Here is a 24,686-nt window from a genome sequence, read left to right on the forward strand (position 1 = left end):
CTACGGCGCCGGTTCCCGCGGAACCACCACCACGCTGGCGCCGTAGGGCGTATGGAAGATGCCCTTCGCATAATCGATGGCCATCTGCATGTAACCCGCTGCATAGCGCGTGCTGACGCGTTCGCCATCGGGCTTCAACTCGTACTCCGTCATGCCGTGTTCGGCATGCGGGAACAGGGCGACGGTGATCGGCAAGCCCTTCAACTGAAGGGACGTGAGTCGACGCCAGGTTTCGCCGCTGGGCGCGTCGATGTCGTCTTCGCCGAGCTGCCATAGCTGCGGCGTCTTGAGTTTGCGCAGGACCGCCATCGAGTCGTAATGCCATGGCGTGTTCCACGAGGCATAGGGCTTGCCTTTCTCGCGGATCTCGTCGCTGCTCATCGGCAGCACCATGTAGCTGAAATCGCCGCGCACATCCTTGTACCAGGGTTCCTTGCTGTACTTCGCCTTGGCCACCTCAAGCTGGTTGAAGCCTTGCGTGAGGTTGCTGGACAGGATCAGGCCGATGGCATCGGAGAGCTGCCAGGCCTTGTCGATCACTGCTTGGTCGTACCCTTTTTTATGGAGATAGAACGCGACCGCTTCGCGATCCTCCTCCAGCGGCGACACCGCAAGGCCGTAGCCGATGATGAGAAAATCGACCTTGGTGCGCGTGGCCGCCAGCGGCGCGACCCAGCCACCTTGGCTGCCGCCACGGAAGCCCACGCGACCAGCGCGGGCACCGGCCAGCCGGCGTGCTTCGGCAACCGCAGCCACGGCATCGTTGGCGAGCACGCTGTAGTCCTGCGTATACGTGCCGGCCGAATCGCCCGTGCCGCGCTTGTCGTAGACAAAGGCGCCGACGCCCTGGGCCGGAAACTCGCGCTGCATGGCATCGAACTGCTGCGCCGAATCATGTTCAGCCCCATGCACCAGCACGACCACCGGCACCTTGGCATCACCGGGTGGCAGGATCAGCCGACCTACCAAGCGCGTGCCGCCGTCGCCGGTGAAGGTGGTTTGCTGCACCTGTAGCGGAATGCGTTCACCCGCCATGCCGCCGAAGCTGATCCTGCCCTTGGCGCAATCGACGAAGCGGACATCCTTGCCGTCGGGGCGATCCGTCCAGCCCAGCGTGCTGCTCCACGTATCGTTGACGCCGCGCGTCAGCTTGCCGCTGGCACCGTCGATGCGCCGCCAGCGCAGCGCATCGCTGTCAGTGGGTGCGATATCCAGTGTGCTGCCGTCGCTGAGGCGATAGGCGCCGATATGGCAATCCGTGGCGGGTGCGGCACTGGCCAGCAGCGCAGTGAGCAAGGTGGCAAGCATGGCCGTTCCGATCAGGGATGGAGTCATTGCACGCTAGCAAGGTCCAGCCAGCGGGGCATTGGCCGCAAGTCACGGCGGTGCCATCAGTCATGGCAGGCTTTCGGTGGGCTTGCAATCAAACGCGCTGTGAGCATCTTGTCAATGAATCGACATGCACGGCCGTCACGATGTCTGGATCACTGCGCCGCACGGGCGCATCGGGACAACGACAAAGGAGTAGCCGTGGGTCGTATATGCTGGGCCATCATGATGGCGGGTGCACTGGTGATGACTGCCAATAGTCAGGCGAACGAAGCACCGCTGGCGAAGAAGGTGCTGGTGATCGGCCATCGCGGCGCGAGCGCATTGCGGCCAGAACACACGCTTGCGTCCTACGGCAAAGCCATCGCCGATGGTGCGGATTTCATCGAGCCGGATCTGGTGATGACCAAAGACGGCGTGCCGGTCGCTCGCCACGAGAACGAGATCAGCGGCACCACCGACGTGGCGCAGCATGCGGAATTCGCCTCGCGCAAGACCACCAAGACCATCGATGGCGAAAAGGTCACGGGCTGGTTCACCGAAGACTTCACTCTGACGGAGCTGAAGACGCTGCGCGCTCGCGAGCGCCTGCCGCAGTTTCGCAGCACGGCGTACGACGGTGAGTTCCAGATCCCCACGCTGGACGAGATCATCGATTTCGTGGCGACCGAATCGGCCACCCAGGGCCGCGTGATCGGCATCATCCCCGAGATCAAACACGGCACCTACTTCCAGAAGGCGAGCTTGCCGATGGAAGACCGCGTGTTGGAGATCCTCGCCGCGCACACGTATACGCGCACCGCACCGGTGGAGATCCAGTCGTTCGAGATCGCCAACCTGCGCTATCTGCGCGGCAAGCTGGGCAAGGATCATCCGAACATCCGCCTGCTGCAGTTGCTCGGCGATGCCAAGGAAGAACCGTACGACGTCGTGGCCGCCGGCAAGAAGCTGACGTTCGCGCAGATGATGACGCCGGCCGGCCTGCGTGATATCGCCGGCTATGCCGATGCGATTGGCCCGAACATCCGCTCGATCATCCCGCTGGCCGCCGACGGCACGCTGGGCAAGCCCACATCGCTGGCGCACGACGCGCATGCGGTGAAGCTGGAGCTGCATCCGTACACCTTCCGCCCGGAGAACTATTTCCAGGCGAAGAACTTCTGGCAGGGCAGCGACCCGAAGACGTTCAACGAAGCAGGCTCCATCGCCGAGATTCGCGCCTACCTCGATGCCGGCGTGGATGCGTTCTTTACCGACGATCCCGCCATCGGACGCAAGGCGCTCGACGGCCGCTGAGCCGACTGATTCCACAACAGCCTCCGCTTGTCATCTCGCCTGCGCGGGGGTGACAAGCGTGAGTGACCGTGCTTCCACGACTTCACACATGCGGTGACCTGACGATGCGCCTGTCCCATTTCCTTTGTGCCGCCGGTTTTCTATCTCTGGCCCTCAGCCTGCCCGCTGCGGCGGCGCCGGTGCTGATGATCTCCATCGATGGCCTGCGCCCCGCCGATGTACTGCAGGCCGAGCAACGCGGCCTGCATCTTCCCAACCTGCAGGCATTCCTGAAGCAAGGCGCCTATGCCGAATCGGTGCGTGGCGTATTGCCCACGTTGACCTATCCCAGCCACACCACGCTGATCACTGGCGTGTCTCCGGCACTGCACGGCATCGGTGGCAACCTCACGTTTGATCCGTACAACAAGAACCAGCAGGGCTGGGATTGGTACGCCAGTGACATCAAGGTGCCCACGTTGTGGGATGCCGCGCATGCCGCGGGCCTGCATACGGCAAACGTGCATTGGCCGGTGAGTGTGGGCGCTCAGGTGGACTGGAACTTGCCGCAGATCTGGCGCACCGGCACCGCGGACGATCGCAAACTGCTCGCGGCGCTCGCCACGCCCGGATTGTTGCCTTCGCTGGAGCAAGACCTTGGCCCCTATGCGGATGGCATCGACGAGAGCATGGCCGGCGACCGCACGCGCGCGCACTTCGCGGTGAAGTTGTTGGAGACGCGCAAGCCCGATTTCATGACGGCTTACCTCACTGCGCTGGATCATGAGCAGCACGTCAGCGGTCCGGACACGCCGCAGGCCAGGGCGGTGCTGGGTCAGATCGACGAACTGGTCGGCGAGCTGGTGCAGGCCGCGCACCGCGTGCATCCCGATGGCGTGGTGGTGGTGGTCTCGGATCACGGCTTCTTGCCTGTACAGAGTGACGTGAACCTCTATGCGCCGTTCATCGCGGAAGGACTCGTCACGATCAAGGATGGCGCCGTCACGGACTGGCAGGCCATGCCGTGGAATGACGGCGGCAGTGGCGCCATCGTCCTGCGTGATCCGAATGACGCCGCCGTACATGCCAAGGTCGAGGCACTACTGGCGCGTTTGCAAAAGGATCCGGCGTACGGCATTGCCAGCGTGCTGAGCAAGGCGCAGGTGGAGAAGGGTGGCGGTACGCCGCTGGCCCAGTGGTTCGTCATGTTCAAGCCCGGTTTTGAGATGGGCATCAAGCCCGATGCGCCGATGCCTTCGCCCGGCCACTATCTCGGCATGCACGGCTACGATCCGGCGCTCGCGCAGATGCGTTCCACCTTTCTGATGCAGGGCAAGGGCGTGCCGTCGAACAAGAACCTGGGCGATATCGACATGCGTGACATCGCACCGACGGTTGCGCGCATGCTTGGTGTAAGTCTGCCGCAAGCGCAGGGCAAGTCGCTGCTTCCGTGATCGTTGGCGACAACGCTGTTCGCACGCGTTGTCGCATTTCACTGCGTTTTCGTAAGTGTTTTAAATACGCCTGTAACCGCTATTACACACGACGCCTTCACGATTTCCTAATCCGTTCGAAAGGTTTGGACGGCTATTTCCCTTTTGATCTTCCACTAGAGAACGTGCGGATTCACGGAGAATCCGCGCGCAAGGAATCGTCATGCCCAAGCTTTCCCTTCGCAGGACCGCGATCGCGCTGGCAACACTGGCATCGCTTCACGGCGGCATCGTGTTCGCCGACGACCTGAACCCGGCCGCCGCGCCCGCGGCGCCCGTTGCCGATGCGGCCGATGCATCGGCCAACACCAATCGCGACAAGGCCAAGACCATGGAGGCCGTGTCGGTGGTCGCCTCCGGCGAAACGCGTCAGGTGCAGAAGGTCACCAGTGAGGATCTGCAGCAGCTTGCGCCGGGCACGAGCCCGCTGAAGGCCATCGATAAGCTGCCGGGCGTGAACTTCCAGGCAGCCGACCCGTGGGGTGATTACGAGTGGTCCACGCAGATCACGCTGCACGGCTTCGACCAGAGCCGCCTCGGCTTCACGCTGGACGGTATTCCGCTGGGCAACATGAGCTACGGCACCACCACCGGCCTGCAGGTGACGCGTGCGATCAGCAGCGACAACATCAGCACGGTGGAACTCGCACAGGGCGCGGGCGCGCTGGGCACGGCGTCGAATACCAACCTTGGCGGCACCATCCAGTTCTACTCCGCCGATCCGGACCAGGTCGCCGGCGCGCGCATCAATCAGGTGATCGGTTCCGATTCCACCGCGCGCACCTTCGTGCGCCTGGATACGGGTGACTACCACGGTTTCTCGATGTACGTGTCGTACGACCATGCATCGACGGACAAGTGGAAGGGCTACGGCGACCAGCGTTCCGATCAGGTGAACCTGAAGTCGGTCTACCAGTGGGATAGCGGCAGCGTGAGCCTGTTCTTCGACAACTCGCGTCGCAAAGAATACGACTACATGGATCTGTCCCTTGCCAGCCAAAAGGCGCTGGGCTGGAACTGGGACTACCTGCAGCCGAACTGGGGCGCGGCGGTGCAGATCGCCAACGCATATAACGGCAAGGGCGCGTATCCGGGGATGCTGTCCTCGCTGCCGGCCGGTTATGACCTGGTGGACTCCACCTACTACGCGGGTGGCGGTATCCGTCGTGACAACCTCGCCGGCCTCAGTGGCACCTTCAACCTCAGCGATCGCACCACGCTGAACCTCGGCACCTATTACCACGACAACCGTGGCGAAGGTCAGTGGGCCACGCCGTACGTGGCTTCCTCGGCCACCGTGCCGATCGCCATGCGCACCACCGATTACGGCCTGGACCGCTACGGCGGCACCGGTTCGCTGGTGTTCTCGCTGGGCAACAACGATATCGAAGTGGGTTTCTGGGCGGAGAACGCCAAGACCAACCAGGAGCGCAACTACTTCTACCTCACCGGCGCATACGACTACCTGAGCAATTTCTACGAGAACAACGAGCCGTTCGCGCGCGGCTTCTTCCAGCACTACACCACGCAGACGCGCATGGCTTATGCGTCGGACACCATCCATTTGATGGATGACCGTCTCACCGTGAACTTCGGCGCCAAGGCACTGGGCGTGACCAACGCAGCCGACTCGCTGGTGGCGAGCAGCGCGCTGGCCGCCGGTAGCATCCGTGCCAGCGACGCGTTCCTGCCGCAGGCAGGCGTGAACTACAAGATTGACGCCAACCAGGAGGTGTACGCCTCCTACAGCAAGAACCTCTCGGCTTACGGCTTCCTGCCCTTCAGCCAGTCGCAGACGGCGTTCAACGCCAGCAAGAGTTCGCTCAGCCCTGAGCAGTCGCAGACCTTCGAGTTTGGCTATCGCGTGCACGGCGATACCATCGAAGCCTCGGCGGATGCGTACTACACGCGCTTCACCAACCGCCTGTTGGCTGTGTCGCCGTGCAGCGCAGTGCAGACCTGCTCGGCCATCCTCAATAACGTGGGCTCGGTAAAGAGCACCGGCGTTGACCTGGCGGTGATCTGGCGCCCGGTGGAACACCTGCGCTGGCTCAACTCGTTGTCCTACGACAACTCCAAGTACCAGGATGACTACCTCAACAACGGCGTGGTGGCGACCCAAGGCAAGTACGTGGTCGGCATTCCCACCTGGATGTTCACCAGCAACGTGAGCTACACGTTCGCCGGCTTCACCGCCACGCTGGACGGCAAGTACACCGGCCGCCGTTACATCACCTATATCAACGACTCCCAGGTACCCTCGTACTGGTTGTTCAACGCCGGCGTGAACTATGACCTGGGCGCGCTGTCCTTCGTAAAGGACCTGAGCTTGGGCCTGAACGTGACCAACCTGTTCAACAAGCGCTACTTTGCGACGACGGGTACCAACGGTTACGTGGCCTCGGACCCGCAGGGCTGGAACCAGACGTTGATGGCCGGCGCCCCGCGCCAAGTGTTCTTCAACATCAACGCCAAGTTCTAAGGGCTTAACGCATGTGGAGGGCCTTCCCCCGCTTGGGGAAGGTGGAGGGGGAAACGCCGTCCCGCCGGCGTACCCGCTTCTTGCAAACCCTCTCCCGGTGATCCGGGAGAGGGTTTTTTTTCGCCATCGTTCTTGGCAGCTGCTGACGCGACGTCAAAAATCACCCAGGGCGATTTATTGCGCTGCGACAGGGCTCTGGAAGCTGTTGGCTCTACCATCGGCTGAGATGGATGGATCGGGGAATCCACGCATGATTGTTTCAAACGCAACGACGGGGTCCGCCTCGTCGCGCGGGATGGATGTTGCGATTGCAGCGTTGGCCGTGGGTGCCATCGCAGGTATCACGTTCGCAGCAACCGGTGAGATCGACGGCTGGCGTTGGTTGCACTGGATCTGCAAACCGCTGACGACGTTGCTCATCTTGTGGATGGTGGTGCGGACCAATCCCGCCGTGTCCACACGTTATCGGCGCTGGATGGCCGCCGGCATGGTGTGTTCGCTGGCGGGCGACGTCTTCCTGATGCTGCCGCAAGATGCTTTTGTGCCCGGACTGGTGTCGTTCTTGCTGGCGCATCTGTGCTTCATCGTGGCGCTGCTGACCGATAGCCGCTTCGCCGAACGTCCCTGGGGCATGCTGGCCTGCGTCGCCTACGGTGCGTTCAACCTGTGGGCGCTATGGCCGTCTCTGCCGGCAGCACTGCACCTGCCGGTAATGGTCTACGTGCTGGTACTGGCCAGCATGGGCGGGCAGGCCGTGGTGCGGGTGCAGCGACACGCGATGGACGCGCTGACCAACTCCGCGCATTGGTCCGTGGCGGGCGCGCTGCTCTTCATGCTCAGCGATACACTGCTGGCGTGGAACCGCTTCCGCTTCGTCATTCCGTTGTCGGGGCTGTGGGTGCTGGCCACGTACTATGCAGCGCTGTGGTGCTTGGCGCGTTCGGTTCGCGGGAGTCGTTGAAAAGCGATGAATACGCAGGAAATCATCATCACTTGGGCTACGCCGGTGTTCTTCGCGCTGATCGCGCTGGAGTTGCTGGTGGCGAAACTGCGCGGCCGCAGCGTGTATCACAGCAGTGATGCCATCAACAGCCTTGGGCTGGGCGTGATCTCGCAGATTGTCGCGGTCTTCAGCAAGCTGCTCACGTTTGGCATCTATGCGTGGTGCGTGCAGCGCTTCGCGATCTTCGCCCTGCCGGCAAATAGTCTATGGGTGTGGATCAGCGCGCTGCTGATCTATGACTTCTGTTACTACTGGCTGCATCGCGCGGGGCATGAGGTGAACATCCTTTGGGCGGCGCACGTGGTGCACCACCAGAGCGAGGACTACAACCTCTCCACCGCCTTACGCCAGACCGGCAGCGGCATGTTGCTGGGGTGGCTGTTCTATCTGCCGATGGCCATCATCGGTTATCCGCTGGAAGTGTTCGTGGTGGTGGCGCTGATCGATCTGCTGTACCAGTTCTGGGTGCATACCGAGCTGGTGGGGCGGCTGGGCTGGTTTGACCGTGTGTTCTGCTCGCCCTCCAACCATCGCGCACATCATGCGGTGAACGACAAATACCTCGACAAGAATTACGGCGGCATCCTGATCCTGTGGGATCGCTTGTTCGGCACCTTCATCGAAGAAGACGACACCGATCCGCCGATCTACGGCACGCGCTCGCCGCTGCGCAGCTGGAACCCGCTGTGGGCCAATGCCGAGGTGTATTGGGCCACGGTGAAAGATGCGTGGCACGCGCGTCGCTGGCGCGACAAGCTGTTGGTGTGGATCAAGCCGCCGGGCTGGCGCCCGGCAGACGTGGCGGAGCGCTTTCCCAAGCCGGCGTTCGACATCGGGCGCGAGCGTTACCTTCCTTTGCTCTCGCGCAACCTCACTCTTTACGGTCTGACGCAGTTTGCCTTGCTGTTGGGCATGGCGGTGCAGTTCCTCGACCTCGCCAAACATCTGCCGGCGGCGACGTTGGTCGGCTACGCGGTGTTCCTCGTGCTCAGCCTCACCGCGCTAGGTGCGCTTATGGAGGGGCGGCGCGTCGGCGTCGGCCTGGAACTGGCAAGGCTGCTGGCGACGGCGGCCGTTCCGCTGCTTACGGGTGGGTGGTTCGGCGTATCGCATCTGGACGGCCGGGTAGTGGCTGGGTTGGTCGCCATTCCCGTGATCAGTGCCCTGGTGCTCGGCTGGCTGGCCATTTCGGCGGCTGGTCGCGAAGATTCAGGAAAACCCATCCCCAGCTAGGACGAATGGCACTACCGCGCAGCTGCAGCGTGGCAGGGGCGGGGGCATTCGTTATGATCGCGGTTTCGAGTCTGTTCGATACCTTTCAGTGGCTCGCGCCAGGAGCTGTTTGCCCGCCAGACGAGGAAGAACGAGGAAGTGTATGTCGATACACGACCGAGTGATGACGAAGTATGGTGGGCAAACAGCTCCTGGCCCGTAGGGTTGGCCATCTGTGCCCACCATGAAGCGGTGCGCGGCTTGACCTGACCACCAGTCAGGTGCTGCGCCACGCCCCACTCCCTGGCGGGCACAGATGGCCAACGCGGGCCGCTGAAAGGTATCGAACAGACTCTTTTTCTCGGGGATGAGCTGATGGGTTTCCTTAGTAAGTTGGTGCGCCACAAGCCTGTGGAGCTGTTGCAGGCGGAGGCCGGCAAGCGCGGCGATTTCCGTCGCGTTCTGGGTCTGTGGCAGCTCACCGCCATTGGCATCGGCGGCATTATCGGCGTCGGCGTGTTCGTGCTGGCGGGCAAGCAGGCGGCGATCAACGCTGGCCCTGCGGTCGCCATCTCGTTCCTGATCGCGGGCATCGCCAGCGCCGCAGCGGCGCTGTGTTACGCCGAGTTCGCCGGCATGATTCCGGTCACCGGCAGCGCCTACACCTACGGTTACGCCGTGCTCGGCGAACTGGCCGCGTGGCTGATCGGCTGGGATCTGCTGCTGGAGTACGCGCTGATCGTTGCCGTGGTGGCCATCGGCTGGTCCGGCTATGTGCAGTCGGCGCTGACCAGTTTGGGGATACACATTCCTGTTTGGGCGCAAGGCGCCATCGGCACCGGTGAGGGACACGTATTCAACGTGGTCGCAGCGTTGGTGACGCTGGGCGTGTCTGCGCTGCTGATCTTCCGTACCGAATGGGGCGCGCGCTTCAACACGGTGGTGGTGGCGATCAAGGTGGCGGCGGTCGCACTGGTGATCGGTGTCGGCGCGTTCTACGTCAAGCCATCGAACTGGGTGCCTTTCATTCCCGCGCACGTGATCGGCCCGGATGGCATCGGCCATTATGGTTTCCAGGGTGTCGCCTCGGCCGCTGCGGTCGTGTTCTTTGCGGTGTTCGGCTACGACACGCTGACCACGGCGGCGGAAGAATCGAAGAATCCGCAGCGTGATCTGCCGCGCGCGGTGCTGTTGTCGCTGGGCATTTCGATGGTGATGTACCTCGCCGTATCGATGGTGCTCACGGGTATCGCCCACTACAGCACGCTCAATACGGACGCCCCCGTGTCCGATGCCTTCAAAGGCCTGGGCCTGCATTGGGTGGCGCTCACCGTGTCGGTGTCGGCGGTGTTCGGCCTGCTCAGCGTGCTGTTTGCCTTTATGTTGGGCGCTACGCGCATCTGGTACGCGTTGTCGCGCGATGGCCTGTTGCCAAGCTGGTTTGCCCATGTGCATCCGCGTTATGGCACGCCGCATCGCCCCACAGTGGTGCTTGGTGTGTTCACCGCACTGGTCGCGGGTCTGTTGCCGATCGAGGAAGTGGCGAAGCTGGTGAACATCGGCGTGCTCTCGGCCTTCATCGTGATCTGTATGTCGGTGATGATCCTGCGCAAGCGCAAGCCGGACCTGCATCGCTCCTTCCGCACGCCATGGGTGCCGCTGGTGCCGCTCGTCGGTATCGCGTTCTCTATCTGGCTGCTGGCGGAGCTGCCGCTGATCACGTGGAAGGTGTTCCTGATCTGGGTGAGCATCGGTATGGTGATCTATCTCACCTACGGCATGCATCACAGCAAGCTGGAGAAGCAGGGCTAAGCCGAGGTTTTCACGTAGAAAAGGCCGCGAAAGCGGCCTTTTTTTTGTGCAGCAGGCAAAAGAAAACGGCCGCTTGCACGGCCGTTTTCCGTATCCACTTTGAGGAGCGACGCTTAGAAGCGCACTTCCACCGAAGCGGAGTAGGTCGCCACATTCATGTTGATCTGCGATTCGTCGGAACCGCCGCGACCATTCTTGATGTGGTAGTTGTCGTAGTTCAGGCCCAGGGCGACGTTCTTGGTGATGTCGTAACCCACGCCAGCACCGGCGTACCAGCCGTTGTTCCAGCTGCGCTGGGAAACGGTGTAGTCGCCCACCGTGGAGCCGCTGGTGGTGCGCGAGCGCAGGTAGCCGCCGTGGCCGGTGACGTACCAGTTGTTGTAGAAGTTGTACTTGGCGTTCACGCCGATCTGTGCCACGCGCGGCTTGGCCCAGGTGTCACCGAATGTGTAGTCGTTCTTGACCTTGCCGAGGTAGGCGTAGCCAACTTCAGCGCCCACGATGTTGTTCCAGCGCCAGCCGAAGCGCACGTTCTGGAACACGTCGGACTTGTCAGAGACGCCGCCGATGCGGTAGTTGCTCTGGCCCAGGTTGCCGGCCACGAAGAAGTTGTCGAGCTGGTTGGTGTTTTCGTCGGCCTTGGCAGCGAAAGGCGCGATAGCGACGACGGCCAAAGCGGCCGCAAGAAGAGTCTTGTGCATGGAATGCTCCATCTATCTATTTTTGTGATCCGTAGCGACAACAAGGGGGAATGTCGCTACGGGCCGCGCGGGGATCGCGGTGAAAAAAGGATACGGGTTTTTAACGTGTGTAAAACCCCTGAAGGGTTTCGCGGACGGGAGAGGTTCAGACACTTCCATGACCAATGGCAGGGGGTTTGACCTGTCAACGCACACTACGATCAGAGGTTCATGTTTCGTGCAGCTATGTCTTGCGCACGAATCCGATTGATTAGGAGAACCTCTTGAAAGTTTCGCGCCTCGCTTCCGCCATGCTCGCTACGGCCCTTGGCCTGAGCAGCTTTGCGGCCCTCGCCGACGTTCCTGCGCCGCAGGACATTCCGTTCCATGGCACGCTGAAGATCAACGTGGATGCGACCGATATCGCGCATCGCGTGTTCCGCGTGCACGAAACGGTGCCGGCGCAAGCGGGTCCGCTGACCCTGTTGTATCCGCAGTGGTTGCCGGGCAACCATTCGCCAACGGGTCCGATCGACAAGCTCGCTGGCTTGGTGGTGAAGGCGAATGGCAAGGTCATTCAGTGGAAGCGCGATCCGCTCAACGTGTATGCCTTCCATGTGGATGTGCCGCAGGGCGCGAGCGAAGTGGAGGTGGAGTTCCAGTTCCTTTCCGCGCAGGACATCCGCCAAGGCCGCGTGGTGATGACGCCGGAGATGCTCAACCTGCAGTGGAATTCCGTATCGGTGTACCCGGCGGGTTATTTCGCGCGACAGGTCAAGGCCGAAACCAGCGTGACATTCCCAGCCGGCTGGCAGTACGGCAGCGCGCTGGAGATGGCTTCGCGCAATGGCGACACGGTTACGTTCAAGCCGATCGACTATGAAAATCTGGTCGACTCGCCGATTTACGCGGGCAAGTACTTCAAGCGCGTGGATCTTGACCCGGGCGCGAAGACGCCGGTGTTCCTCAATGTCGTGGCGGATGATCCGAAGTACCTGGAGATCAAGCCCGAGCAGCTGAAGGTGCATCAGAATCTGGTGCAGCAGATGTACAAGCTGTACGGCGCGCACCACTACGACCACTACGACTTCCTGTTCTCGCTCAGCGACAAGATGTCGGGCAATGGCCTTGAGCACCACCGTTCCAGCGAGAACGGCGTGAGCCCGGGCTACTTCACCGAGTGGGACAAGAGCATGGTCATGCGCGACCTGCTCCCGCACGAGTTCAACCACTCCTGGGACGGGAAGTACCGTCGCGGTGCGGATCTCTCCACGCCGAACTTCAACGTGCCCATGCAGGACAGCCTGCTGTGGGTGTACGAAGGCCAGACGCAGTTCTGGGGCTACGTGATGGCCGCGCGCTCGGGTCTGTGGAAGCAGGATCAGGCGCTGGACATGCTTGCCAACGTGGCAGCGACCTACGATCGCGGCCGTCCGGGCCTGCAGCAGTGGCGCAACATCCAGGACACCACCAACGACCCGATCATCGCGATGCGCCGCCCGCTGCCGTATCGCAACTTCCAGATGAGCGAGGACTACTACTCCGGCGGCCAGATGATCTGGCTCGACGTGGACGGCAAGCTGCGTGACCTCACGGGCGACAAGCGTTCCATCGACGATTTCGCCAAGGTCTTCTTCGGCGTGAAGAACGGCGAGTGGGACGTCAACACCTACACCTTCGACGATGTGGTGAAGACGCTCAACGACATCACGCCGTACGACTGGGCGACCTACCTGCGCGAGCGCCTGGATGGCCACGGCCCGCTGATCGGCGGCTTCGAGGCGAATGGCTGGAAGCTGGTCTACGACGACAAGGCATCGGAAGTGGCCAAGGCCGTGGAGACGCGCTACGGCGGCCCCAACCTTACCTATTCGCTGGGTGTCTCGATGGGCAAGGGCGGCGATATCGTCGACGTGCTGTGGGATGGCCCAGCCTTTAAGGCCGGCCTGTCGCCGGGCATGAAGGTGATTGCCGTCAACGGCAAGGAGTACTCCGGCGACGCCATCAAGGACGCGGTGACCGCCGCGGCGAAGGACAAGAATCAGCCGGTCGAGCTGCTGGTGAAGAACTTCGACGAGTACAAGACGCTGCGCATCGACTATCACGACGGCCTGAAGTATCCGCACCTGGAGCGGATCACGGGCAAGCCCGATCGCCTGTCCGAGCTGCTCAAGGCTCGCTGATCTGTACAGCACTTCTCCCTCTCCCCTCTGGGGAGAGGGCTGGGGTGAGGGGGCAATCTTGCGACCCCGCCAGGGCGCCTGACCCGCCACATGGGCGCTGGCTCCCAACTTCGCTATACTGCGCGTCCACCGTGCGCCGGACCTACCGGTTCTGCCCACGCGTCGATGCTCAAGCGCCCGTAGCTCAGCCGGATAGAGTAGTGGCTTCCGAAGCCATTGGTCGGGGGTTCGAATCCCTCCGGGCGCGCCAAATTGAGATCCACGGAAGTCCAGGGATCTCCGACAGACTCGATAAAATCCTTAAATGTCGGAGTTATTCATCCGGATGTGTCCGGATGTGTCCCGTTGCGTCTGACCAAAAAGTGAGTAACGATGCGAGTAAAGAGGTGGCTTGTTCGCCACCTTACTCACGAGGCCGTTACTCACATGCTCACGGACGCCAAATTACGGACGATTAAGCCACGCGAAAGGGTGTATCGCATTGCCGACACCAACGGCTTATGCATTGAGGTACGGCCAACAGGCGCCAAGTTGTGGCGCTACCGTTATCGCCACGATGGCAAAGCGAGCATGGTGGCCTTGGGAGAGTATCCCGGTATCTCATTGGCCCAGGCGCGTGTTGATCGTGACAAGGCGCGTGCGATGGTGAAGGCTGGGGCCAACCCAGCGCATGTCGCCAAAACCGAGCGAGCCGCACGGTTGGAGAAAGCTGGGACGACCTTTCGATTGGTGGGACTAGAATTCATTGCCAAGCGCGAGCGTGAGGGAATGACCATTGGCAGCGTGCAACGCAGTCGTCGCTTAGTCGAGAAGGACCTCGCCAGTATCGCTAATCTTCCCATAGCCGAAATATCAGCTCCTACATTGCTCGCTGCTCTGAGAAAGATGGAACAGCGAGGCATAGTTGTATCCGCGCATCGTGCGCGAGGTTTGGCGGGCCAGATCTTTCGGTACGCGATTGCTACAGGGCGCGCTGAGCGTAATCCTGCGACGGATTTAATTGGCGCACTGGAGCAGTCTCGGGTCAATCATTTTCCGAGCATCGTTTTGCCATCGAAGATCGGGGAATTGTTGCGAGCGATCCACGGGTATCAGGGCTCACCGGTAACGATTGCGGCACTCAAGTTAGCGCCAGTCGTCTTTGTGCGCCCGGGAGAGCTAAGACACGCCGAGTGGTCAGAAATTGATCTAGATACGGCCACTTGGGACATACCCGCCGGAAAGATGAAGATGAAGAGCTCGCACCTCGTCCCACTGTCTACTCAGGCAGTTGGGGTCCTGCGAGAATTGAATGAGCTGACAGGAAATGGTCGATATGTATTTCCTGGAGTACGGAGCGTTCGACGCCCTATGAGCGAGAACACCGTTAACGCTGCTCTTCGCAGTATGGGGTTCGATAGCGAAACAATGACAGGCCATGGTTTTCGCGCAATGGCGCGTACGGTCCTGGATGAGGAGCTGGGATTCCCAGTAGATCACATCGAACACCAACTGGCCCATGCAGTCAGGGACGCTAACGGTCGAGCTTATAACCGTACCTCGCATCTACCTGCACGCCGAAAAATGATGCAAGCGTGGGCGGACTATCTGGACCTTCTGAGGGCAGGCGATAACGTGGTGTTGATCAGGCGAAGGGCCTAGTTGTTGCTGGGATCAGACAGGGGGGGCAATGGCACGGGGAACTGTAGAGCTACGAAACGCATCGCAGTCGGCCGAGATTCGGTTCGAAGTCTTAGAAGGCTATGACTCCACGGGGACGTGGCTCGACGAAGTGTGCAAGGCTTCAGATGCGCACCGAAACGAGCTTGGCTTTTTGGCTCGAAGCATCTTTGAACAATTCGCTCGTCGAGATGGACTGTATGTATTGCTTGCCCAAACATCGGCCGGCCAGCAATACGCAGGCCATCTCTTATTTGATCGACATTTTCCGCGCGCACATGTGCGACAGATGTTTGTTCTGGAGCCTTTTCGGAGGTTCGGCGCGGCGTCGCAGTTACTCGATCATCTCCGTCATTCGTTAACCCAGAGCTGCTTTATTTCTATATATGCGCGGGTTGCAGAGGATCTGACTAGCGCAAATGCCTTTTGGCATAAGCAGCGCTTCTATGTACAGCGGTCAGAGAAGGGCGGTGTCACACGAAATCGTCAAATCCTAGTTCGCTGCCATGAACTCGACTCGCCGCAACTGTTTCCTGCCAGCGGAGTGAATGATCACAATCCATTAGGCCTGGTGGAGCCCGCTGCTAACGAGCTTCCGATGTATTTGCTGGACATGAATGTGCTGTTCGATGTGCAGCCGCGTCGCCTCCGGCGCACAGAAGTTGTGGGTCTGTTCCAGGCCGAGCGAATGAATTTTTGCCGCTTGGCCATCAGTAGTGAGATCCGCGACGAGTTACAACGCAACCTGCAGTCGAGACACACGGACCCGATGGAAGCCTATATCGAGACGTTTCCGTGCCTTCCGGTCGATCAGCCTGACGAAGCGGATGGCATTTTCTCAAAGCTGGCCACGCTTATTTTCCCTCAAGCAGCCGGCCATCGGCCATTGACAGCAAATGAGCGGTCCGATATCCGCCACGTCATTACCGCAATCCAGCATGATCTGGCGGGCATCATCACCAACGATGCTGCCATGCTGGCCGTGGCGCCAGAAATTGAGCAAGTTTACGGGGTCCAAGTTCTTTCATCGGGAGCTTTTGAACTCGAAGAATCGGCAGCACGCAGCGATGAGGCATTTGAAACCGCAGAAAAAGACACGTTGCGCTTACTTTCGGTCACCACCGATGCAGAGCCGGCTGTACGGGCTTTTCTAAGCCAGAAAATGCATTTGTCGGGCTCTGCGATCGCCACTAACTGGCTGCCAATCGAGACTCAAGGCGGCCGCATCGCGTTTCGATGCGCAGTTTGGAGCGGATCAGCATGCATCGGTTATGTTACTTGGCCAGCGATCGTCGCACCTGACAGCATGACGATCGCCCGCGCTGCAGTGGATGAATCGCATCCGCAAGCAATCGGCGCCGCACGCATCTTGTTAAAGCATTTAGTCGACCGACTAAGCAGCACAGGACCGCGCCAATTGAAACTTGAAGTACCGCCGAACCAATCGCATTTGCGAGAGGTTGGCTCTGTGCTCGGCTTTGTGGGGTCACCGCAAGGACATCACTTCGTTAAGTCTGCCCTTGGTCAAGTTCTAACGCAGGCGACATGGAGTGCTGGTCAAGCGGCGTTGGCCGCGAAGGGTGGTCCGCGGCTGCCTGCTCAAGCACCGACATATAACGGACCTGATCAACAATTGATTGCGCACACCCCCGATGGCAATCGCGTCCATGTTTCCCTAGATCGCCTCGAATCATTGTTGGCACCAACATTGTTCTGCCTACCCGGACGACCAGCGATAATTACCCCCGTCCGGCGCGTCTATGCAGAGCCATTGCTTGGGCACTCACGCCAAGCCTCACTCCTGCCCCAGACGTCGGCATCGCTATATGCCGATCGGATTTATTTAAGCCAGCCGAGCACCTTGAAGCACTTTAAACGCGGAACACTGATGTTTTTCTACGAGTCCGGCAAGGATGGTGGCCGGAGCCAAGTGGTCGCAGTGGGGCGGGTGCGAGAGGCCTATCTCAGGGCGTGCGACGCGCTCGATGTATCTGACCTTCAGCAGTCTGTGCTAACTACAACAAATCTTACCGACATTGGCAGGTCAGCCATGAAAACTGTCACCATTTTCGACAACATATTTCCTCTTCCCAATCCAGTTGATCTCAAAGTGCTCAAGCGATTGGGTTGCGGTCGCCCGAATGATTTGATCACTACCCACGCAATTTCCGACGAACAGCTGCAGGCTATTCTGAGCGAAGGCTTCGGTCGTGGTTAATAACGAACACATTCTGATCTCTCTGGAACCACGGCACGCCGATAACATTTTCGCAGGGCGCAAGCGTGTTGAGTTGAGGCGGCGAACGATGAACGTTTCGCCAGGAGCTACGCTTTGGATTTACGTCAAGCTGCCGGTCGGGTCGATTGTGGGGCACGCAAAAATCGAGAAGGTCCATACGTCTTCGCCTGCTGCACTATGGAGGCGCTACGGATCAGTGTCTGGATTGTCGAAGCATGAGTTCTTCGCCTATTTTGGCGATGTAGAGCAAGGAATTGCGTTGGTTCTTGAGCAATCCACTCGGCTACGAATTTCCCTTTCACTGGAGACGTTAAGAAAGGTGGCTGGGGGGTTCCAACCGCCACAGTTCTTTGCCCGTTTGACTTCCGAACATCCATTGCATGAAGCCGTGACTGCCTCAAACTAGAGCGATCAAGCACAGTGAAGACCCGGAAGCGACGTCCCCCCGCTTTCAGTAGCGGGACGAATTAGAGCCCAGTGTCACTTTAGCTGCTTCGCATAGTCGGCGGGCGTGAGCCCGCCCAAAGCCTTCTTGGGTCGTTCTTCGTTGTATTCCCGGCGCCAGGTTTCGATCTCGGTGCGTGCGTGAAGCAGGCTGGGAAACCAGTGCTCGTTGAGGCATTCATCGCGCAAGCGCCCGTTGAACGATTCGATGTAAGCGTTCTGGTTGGGCTTGCCAGGCTCGATCAACCGCAGTTGCACGCCGCGCTCATGGGCCCACACCACCATGGCCTTCCCGCAAAACTCCTTGCCGTTATCACTGCGAATGATCTTCGGTAGGCCGCGTGTGAGCGCCAAGCGATCCATCACGCGAGCGACGCCGGCACCAGAAATGGCACGCTCTACTTCGATCACGACCGACTCGTGTGTGGCGTCGTCAACCACGGTGAGGCACTTGATCACACGGCCTTCGGCCGTGCGATCAAATACAAAATCCATCGACCAGACCTCGTTGGCCTTGGCAGGGCGAAGGAGAGGCTGACGCTCGGCCACAGGCACCTTCTTGCGCTTTCGCCGGCGCACCTGCAGCTTTGCTTCCTGATACAGCCGCTCGACGCGCTTGTAGTTCACCACGAGTCCTTCCTGCCGAAGCTTCAGATAGATCATGCCGACGCCATAGCGTCGGTGGCGTTGGGCCAAACCGACGATGCGCTCGCGCAGCGCCATGTTGCGATCGGGGCGACCTTGATAGCGATAGGCGCTCGCGCTCATGCCGACGATAGCCAGCGCCCGACGCTCGCTCAGTTCTCTGCCCACCATGTAACGCACCAGCTCACGTCGGGCCGGTGCGTTCACCACTTTTTTCGCAACGCATCCTTGATGACTTCGTTCTCCAGTACCTGTTCGGCCAGGAGCTTTTTCAGCCGCCCGTTCTCTGTCTCCAGATCCTTCAGTCGCTTTGCTTCGGGCACGCTCATGCCTCCGAATTTACTGCGCCACAGGTAATAAGAAGCCTCACTGAAGCCGTGCTTGCGGCACTGCTCCTTGACTGGCATGCCGGCTTCAACCTCTCGCAGGAAGCCGATGATCTGCTCTTCGGTAAAACGCTTCTTCACGTCCAATCTCCTTCGGTTGGGGGATTGGACTCCAAATCGAATCGCTACTCAAAAGCGGGGGGACGTCGGGTCGGCAGCACCATTGCCGTTGTCAACGGCCCCATGCTCGCGGCGGGTTCACAGACGAACTCCAGCACCTGGATTGCGCAATGCAATACACCCAACGGCACCGTCAACGGTGTTCTGACGAGCACGCCATGGCCGCAAATCAGTCCAGGACTCTATGGCACCAATGTCGCCGGCATCGGTGTTCGCATACAGCGTGGTGGTTTGACCATCCCCGGCAGCACGACCTATACGATTGCGAATTTTCCGGGTGCCACAGCGGCGCCCTATGGTTGGTACTGGTTTGCTGGACCGTCCATGGTCTACACCTTCGTAAAGACCGGACTCGTTACGGGAGGGAGCGTCAAGGCAACCGATATTCCCAATTTCAGCGAGAACTTTGATGGCACGACGACCTTCATCTACTCGGCAACGAGCGGTCAGATCACATTCTCCGCGGGCGCATGCACAACCCCAGACGTGCCCGTGACGTTGAAGCCCATGCCAGTCAGCAGCTTCGCCGGCATAGGCAGTACCGCGGGGGCGACGCGATTCGTCATTGCTGTCAACGGCTGCCCGCCGGGGCTGAACTCGATTCAGTACAGCCTGAACGCGGCATCAGGGGTCGGCGTACTTGACGCCCAGTCCGGCGTCATTGGCCTTGGCAATAGCTCTTCTGCCACCGGTGTCGGGTTGCAGATCAGTGATGCCAACAACCACCCGGTCGAGCTCGGCGCCCTGGTCGCTGCGACCGGATACAACTCTGGCTTGGGGGGTAACTTCAACATCCCGCTCAGCGCTTCGTACTATCGGGTTTCATCCGCAGTAACACCGGGCACCGTGGTCTCCGCGGCCGTGTTCACCATGAGCTACCAATAGGCGCTTCTTCCTGACTAATCCGGAGCAGCTCGCCACGTCCAATTACTCCATCGATCATGCATCACATGTCGTTCCATGCGAAGCGACATACGGGCGATGGTCATGTCGGTGGCGTCTGGTGCGGGATTAAAGTCCATATGGTGCGGCCACGTAGAATGCTTGCGTAATCGGTGAGGAAGCAGGTTGGAGCTCTTCTTCTTGCTTGTCTTATCGCTGTCTATGGATATGTTCTTGTCTATTTAGACGTCTGTAGTAACTCAAGTTCCGATCATTCAATTAGGTAAGTATGAAATGCGATCTTTAGGTGTAATCCATGGATTACAACCATTGAAGGTTCATGCCGCGACATTAATTTTTCTTCTCCATTGGCATTGTTTCTAGTGCCGAACGCAGCAAGGATGTGGGTTGCCAATGCATGATTGTCTTGGCCGATCAGTTCATCGCTGCAGCCTTTGTCTGTCTGTCTGTATTGTCCTGATCTGGCAATTGCATCAGCTCGGTGCGATCGCTTGACGAGGCGAAGTGATCAGCGTTGGCACCTTATTGTTCACTGACCGGTTTGGAGTTGATGTATGAAAAAGATCGATAAGAACGATTTGGCCAAGGCTGCTGTAGCTGGTGGCTGCTGCAAGTGTCCTTGCACAAAGACCCCCAGTGGCGGCGGTGGAATCTAAGGCGCCGCTTTGCATGAAATGAAGGCCGGTCACGACGATTGTCGTGACCGGCCTTTACATGTTCGTGTTAATTGCGGCGCATCAAGGGAGTACTTGCGCTGGTTGATGTTTCGGGTAAAGGATCAAGGCAATGGAGGTGCGGCAACTACCCCTTTTTCGAGATATCGGTTGGCGATGGCTTGCCTATGCAGCCTCGGCCATTGTGATCACTATGGTGATCCTGGCGAGTAGCTTGAAAGTAGAGTTCAGGCGTGACGTCGCATGCGAGGTGGTTTCGCCCTCCATGCATCGAATCCACGGCGAAGGTGGATGGGTATCAGACATTTATGTTGACGCGGGGCAATCTGTGAAGAAGGGCGAGAAGCTTCTTGCGCTGCGTAGCAAGTTTTCCGACTCGGCGGACACGTCCGATCGAGCGACCACCATGCTTGCTCCGAAAGACGGGGTTGTCTTATTCGTCAATGCTCGAAAAGGGCAGTTTCTTCAGCAAAACGACACCGCCATCGTCGTTGAAGAGGCGTCGCGAGAACCACTGTTCGTGGTTATGCGCATTCCTTCTGAACAGCGCGGGTTCATTCGATCAGGACAGCAACTAAGGATTAAACTTGATGCTTTTCCCTACGGGCGCTTCGGTACACGGAGTGCGACGGTTGACTCGATATCGCTGACGACGATTGGGAGCGCTGCCGCTACGCGAATGTTTGATGACAGCGGAATCTTCAGCGGCGCAGACGGTGACTATGTTGCCTGGGCGAAGCTCGGCGAGCGTTCGTTTCGCTATGGTGGCGAGGAGCTTGGCATACTTCCAGGGATGCGCGGCAAAGCCAGCGTTGTCGTTGGTCGTATGACGATCGCAGAGTGGCTCTTCGCTCCGTTGTTAAATGTAGAGCGAAGCTGACCTATGCGTGTGATCTATCAGAACGAGGTCGCCGAATGCGGTTACGCCTGCCTTGCCATGGTTCTTACGCATTTTGGTCGTGCGACTGAGGTCAAAGAAATATCGGCGTTTCGCCCCATTTCAGCAAATGGTCTGAGCCTGCTCGATCTGTATGACGTGGCCACGGATTTCGGTCTCGAGGTGGAGGCCTACCAGTACAGCCCGGACCATATCGGTGAGATTCGCCGGGGCGCTATCCTGCACTTTGGTGGAGCGCATTTCGTCATCTTTGAGAGCGCGCGGCGTGGCTATGTCAGGGTGATTGACCCCGCGGTAGGCCGTCGGCGAATTGCCTATGACGTTTTTTCTGCTGCGGTGTCAGGTTATCTGATTCAGTGTTCACCATCGCCGGATATGCCGCGTGTAAAAGCACGTTCAAAAGTACGAGCGTCGCTAGAGCGCGTGCGCCTGCTAAATCCCGAGCTCACTGCCCGCATACGCAAGGTATTGTTCGTTGCCATCGGCACGCAGTTCGCGATTCTTGCCACGCCGTTCTTCGGAGGTATGGCACTCGACTACGTCGTGGCATCCGACAATATCGACTTGTTGGGAACACTGGTTCTCACATTCGCTAGCATCTTTGCCATGGGGACGCTCGGTCATTTCGTGCAGGGCTATCTGACTGAGGTGGTGTTTGTTGGAGTGCGGATGAACATGGCCGAGGGTCTCGTTGGCCATCTGTTGAGAAACCCCACTTCTTTCTTCGAAAAGAGGAATGTCGGCGATCTCTTTGTGAAGGTCAAAATGCAGGAGGAAGTGGACGAATTTGCGACACGAACGGCCGTGTCCATGCGGGTCGATACCGCGGTTGCCCTGCTTGGCGTGGTGCTGATGGTACTGGCCAGCACCATGCTCACCGCAATCACTTTGAGTCTCTTCTTTATTTATGTGGCGGCAGCAATGCTGATCTTCGTGCGGATGCGCGATATGCACGCCCTGGTCATGGAAGAGTCGGGGCGCTGCGACGACGCTCTCATCGAGACCATTCGTGCCGCGTCACTCATCAAGCTTTCGGGCGGGGAGACACGTCGGGTCGGTCAGTTCATGACTCGGTTCCGTGGTTATATGTCGGCAGTGCTCGAAAGATCGCGTCTCGTCACCGTTCGCGAGTCCATTCAGAAGTTACTGGGTTATGCGGATGTGCTGGCGGTCACCTGGTTCGCTTGTAAGTTGATGTTGTCCGGAACGATCTCGGTGGGCGTGTTTTATTCGTTCATGATCTACAAGTCACTGGTGACGGAGCGGCTGACCCGCGTCATCAATGGGTTAATCACCCGCGGTCTGTTGGCGTCGGCGGCAGAACGCATCGCGGACATCGTCGATACGGATGGCGAACATTACAGCGCGCCCGAAGCGTTGCATCGAGCGCCAGAAATGCGTTCGTTCCATTCGCTTGATATGCTCAATGTGAGCTTCCGCTACGGCGTCTCCGACCCATGGATCCTGCGGGATACGAGCTTGTCACTTCGCAAGGGGGACAAGGTTGCGATCATTGGTGCGTCGGGAACTGGAAAGTCGACGATCTTCAAGCTGCTGGCGGCTTCTGAGTCGTTTCAGGAGGGCGAGATCATCCTTAATGGTGTTCGATGGCCCAATCTGGCAGTCGACGAAATTCGGCAACACGCTGCACACATGAGGCAGGGCGACATCATTCTCAACGGCTCCATTGCCGATAACGTGTCCATGTTCATTGGGCGCACTGACGAAAACCGCGTCCGTCGTGTGCTGGAAGAGGTGGGCTTGATGGATGACGTTATGCGCTTGCCTATGCGTGCACGGACGATTGTCAGCGATTCCATCGCGAACATATCCGCAGGGCAGCGTCAGCGTTTACTGCTCGCCCGTGCGTTATACATGGATCGCGAACTGTTGTTGCTCGATGAGCCGACCTCGAATCTGGACTCTGCCTCAGTTGATCGCATCGCAAGGCTTTTGTCTGGCCTTGATCGAACGGTCGTGGTCATTACGCATGACCATGCCCTCGCCGCTCATTTCGAAAGGCGCTTCGAGTTGATCGACGGTCAGCTACAGCCTGTGTGTCCCGAGGGTGACAAGGCATTCGCGGCGGATACTCAGGTCGACTATGAGGCACGCGTTCAGAGTGGATCTCCTGAGATGCCCGGACGACTTGTGCAGGATGGCCTTGTGCATGCGTAGGGGCAGGTGGGGTGATACATGGCGGCGAATCATGGAGGCGATCTGGCGCGCTCAGCGCATGATAACGAAGAGTCTTGCGCGTAGATGGCATAGGCGCATCTACGCGTATCACAACTGGCTGCTTCTGCGGGTTTCATTTGCCACGATCGCACGTTGGGCAAAGGTACGTTGGTTGTGCCGAAGCATCGTCGATGTGCGCTGGCGATGGAACGGTATCGTTCGATATGAAACGGGCCGGGACTTGTTTTCGCTTGATCGTGGCAAGTGGCTGGCGGCCATGTCGAGCGGCGTTCTGGAGAGCCTGATCGACCGACGTATCCATGTTGGGCAGCAGAAATCGGAAGGTGTGGAGCATCTACCGGATATCGTCGCGGTCGGTGACCGGATCGCTGGTGTGGTCGCGCAGCTATGGATGGAGCAATCTGGGCGGCTGGTGATCCTTTCGCCCTTCCATTACGTATCGCAGTACGCAAATGTGCTTGCCGTGCATGAAGTGCAGCGAGCGCTTGGTGTGGTCAATGTCGCGATCGTCTCGGGCGTGCCACATGATCAGTTCGGGAGCGATGAAAAGTTGACACCGGGATTGGAGATTTTGCACACGCAGGGCGACGGCGTTCGAAATAGCCTGGGAATTCGGTTTGCGCGTTCGCTGGTACGCGACAAGATGGCGGTTCTTTTCGCCGATGCCGCACCTTATTCAATGCACAGGTATCCGATGGACACGGTGGGGGTGAGCATTTTCGGTCGCCCATCGCGTATTCACGATGGTGTTTTTCGCCTTGGCAAGCGGATGCAGGTTACGTTGCTCCCGTACTACCTGACATTCACTCGTGGAAGATTTGATGTTGTGATGTTTGAGCCTGTTCCGCTTGATGTGGATGATGCCGCCCAGCGCGTAGCCGACTGTATCGGCAGTGCGTTGTCGCACAGCTACGAGGGCAGCCTGTTTGCGGGCTATCCCACGCTCTATGGATTTGCCGCTACCCGCTAATTGGGCCGTGCTTTGGCAAAAAAGACGTCTGTGTCGCAGCGTGTACCCATTCTGGGTTCTGCCAGCGAATCGCACGACAC

The 24,686-nt window shown here is 59.4% G+C and carries 15 protein-coding genes, 1 tRNA gene and 1 pseudogene; 14 read left to right on the top strand and 3 right to left on the bottom strand.

All coding sequences use genetic code 11. The features are described from left to right. Window positions 1–1,308 carry a CocE/NonD family hydrolase gene (locus tag DyAD56_RS02770; RefSeq protein ID WP_102301231.1) on the bottom strand — a complete coding sequence of 436 codons (1,308 nt, stop codon included), beginning with the start codon at window positions 1,306–1,308 and terminating at the stop codon, window positions 1–3. Between the two features lie 267 nt (window positions 1,309–1,575). Between DyAD56_RS02770 and DyAD56_RS02775 the strand changes: the two genes are divergently transcribed. The 6 genes from DyAD56_RS02775 to DyAD56_RS02800 all read left to right on the top strand — a co-directional run bounded on the left by DyAD56_RS02775 (window position 1,576) and on the right by DyAD56_RS02800 (window position 10,606). Then, the gene (locus tag DyAD56_RS02775) at window positions 1,576–2,625 is read left to right on the top strand and encodes a glycerophosphodiester phosphodiesterase (RefSeq protein ID WP_233202267.1); all 1,050 of its coding nucleotides are present in this window, start codon (window positions 1,576–1,578) and stop codon (window positions 2,623–2,625) included. 104 nt (window positions 2,626–2,729) lie between these two features. After that, window positions 2,730–4,058 carry an ectonucleotide pyrophosphatase/phosphodiesterase gene (locus DyAD56_RS02780; protein WP_102301233.1) on the top strand — a complete coding sequence of 443 codons (1,329 nt, stop codon included), beginning with the start codon at window positions 2,730–2,732 and terminating at the stop codon, window positions 4,056–4,058. A 202-nt stretch (window positions 4,059–4,260) separates the two neighbouring features. Then, window positions 4,261–6,579 (top strand): TonB-dependent receptor, encoded by a 2,319-nt coding sequence (locus tag DyAD56_RS02785; protein WP_102301234.1) that lies wholly within the window; start codon window positions 4,261–4,263, stop codon window positions 6,577–6,579. 250 nt (window positions 6,580–6,829) lie between these two features. Then, the gene (locus DyAD56_RS02790) at window positions 6,830–7,540 is read left to right on the top strand and encodes a lysoplasmalogenase (RefSeq protein WP_233202258.1); all 711 of its coding nucleotides are present in this window, start codon (window positions 6,830–6,832) and stop codon (window positions 7,538–7,540) included. A 6-nt stretch (window positions 7,541–7,546) separates the two neighbouring features. Further along, a complete protein-coding gene (locus DyAD56_RS02795) occupies window positions 7,547–8,815 on the top strand; it encodes a sterol desaturase family protein (protein ID WP_102301236.1) in 1,269 nt (422 codons plus the stop codon). Between the two features lie 354 nt (window positions 8,816–9,169). After that, a complete protein-coding gene (locus DyAD56_RS02800) occupies window positions 9,170–10,606 on the top strand; it encodes an amino acid permease (protein ID WP_102301237.1) in 1,437 nt (478 codons plus the stop codon). 113 nt (window positions 10,607–10,719) lie between these two features. Here the strand turns inward: DyAD56_RS02800 and DyAD56_RS02805 are convergent, their stop codons facing one another. Beyond that, window positions 10,720–11,307 carry a porin family protein gene (locus tag DyAD56_RS02805; protein WP_158241237.1) on the bottom strand — a complete coding sequence of 196 codons (588 nt, stop codon included), beginning with the start codon at window positions 11,305–11,307 and terminating at the stop codon, window positions 10,720–10,722. A 290-nt stretch (window positions 11,308–11,597) separates the two neighbouring features. Between DyAD56_RS02805 and DyAD56_RS02810 the strand changes: the two genes are divergently transcribed. The 4 genes from DyAD56_RS02810 to DyAD56_RS23500 all read left to right on the top strand — a co-directional run bounded on the left by DyAD56_RS02810 (window position 11,598) and on the right by DyAD56_RS23500 (window position 17,346). Then, a complete protein-coding gene (locus DyAD56_RS02810) occupies window positions 11,598–13,469 on the top strand; it encodes a M61 family peptidase (RefSeq protein ID WP_233202268.1) in 1,872 nt (623 codons plus the stop codon). Between the two features lie 173 nt (window positions 13,470–13,642). Then, window positions 13,643–13,719: transfer RNA gene (locus DyAD56_RS02815), tRNA-Arg, on the top strand. Window positions 13,720–13,895: 176 nt separating this feature from the next. Then, complete coding sequence (locus DyAD56_RS02820; protein ID WP_102301343.1) at window positions 13,896–15,110, top strand: integrase arm-type DNA-binding domain-containing protein; 1,215 nt, start codon at window positions 13,896–13,898, stop codon at window positions 15,108–15,110. Window positions 15,111–15,282: 172 nt separating this feature from the next. Then, window positions 15,283–17,346, top strand: a complete 2,064-nt coding sequence (locus DyAD56_RS23500) for a GNAT family N-acetyltransferase (RefSeq protein WP_158241238.1) — start codon at window positions 15,283–15,285, stop codon at window positions 17,344–17,346. A 488-nt stretch (window positions 17,347–17,834) separates the two neighbouring features. On the opposite strand, the pseudogene DyAD56_RS02840 reads toward DyAD56_RS23500, so the two are convergent. Then, window positions 17,835–18,863: pseudogene (locus DyAD56_RS02840) on the bottom strand (IS3 family transposase). 84 nt (window positions 18,864–18,947) lie between these two features. Between DyAD56_RS02840 and DyAD56_RS02845 the strand changes: the two are divergent. The 4 genes from DyAD56_RS02845 to DyAD56_RS02860 all read left to right on the top strand — a co-directional run bounded on the left by DyAD56_RS02845 (window position 18,948) and on the right by DyAD56_RS02860 (window position 24,606). Beyond that, window positions 18,948–19,847 (top strand): fimbrial protein, encoded by a 900-nt coding sequence (locus DyAD56_RS02845; protein ID WP_158241239.1) that lies wholly within the window; start codon window positions 18,948–18,950, stop codon window positions 19,845–19,847. Between the two features lie 804 nt (window positions 19,848–20,651). Beyond that, on the top strand, window positions 20,652–21,419 hold the full coding sequence (locus tag DyAD56_RS02850) for an efflux RND transporter periplasmic adaptor subunit (RefSeq protein ID WP_102301244.1): 768 nt from the start codon (window positions 20,652–20,654) through the stop codon (window positions 21,417–21,419). A gap of 3 nt (window positions 21,420–21,422) precedes the next feature. Then, a complete protein-coding gene (locus DyAD56_RS02855) occupies window positions 21,423–23,615 on the top strand; it encodes a peptidase domain-containing ABC transporter (protein ID WP_102301245.1) in 2,193 nt (730 codons plus the stop codon). Window positions 23,616–23,646: 31 nt separating this feature from the next. Beyond that, window positions 23,647–24,606 (top strand): hypothetical protein, encoded by a 960-nt coding sequence (locus DyAD56_RS02860; RefSeq protein ID WP_233202259.1) that lies wholly within the window; start codon window positions 23,647–23,649, stop codon window positions 24,604–24,606. The last annotated feature ends 80 nt before the right edge of the window (window positions 24,607–24,686 follow it).

It is taken from the genome of Dyella sp. AD56, assembly GCF_002878475.1.
GTDB lineage: Bacteria > Pseudomonadota > Gammaproteobacteria > Xanthomonadales > Rhodanobacteraceae > Dyella.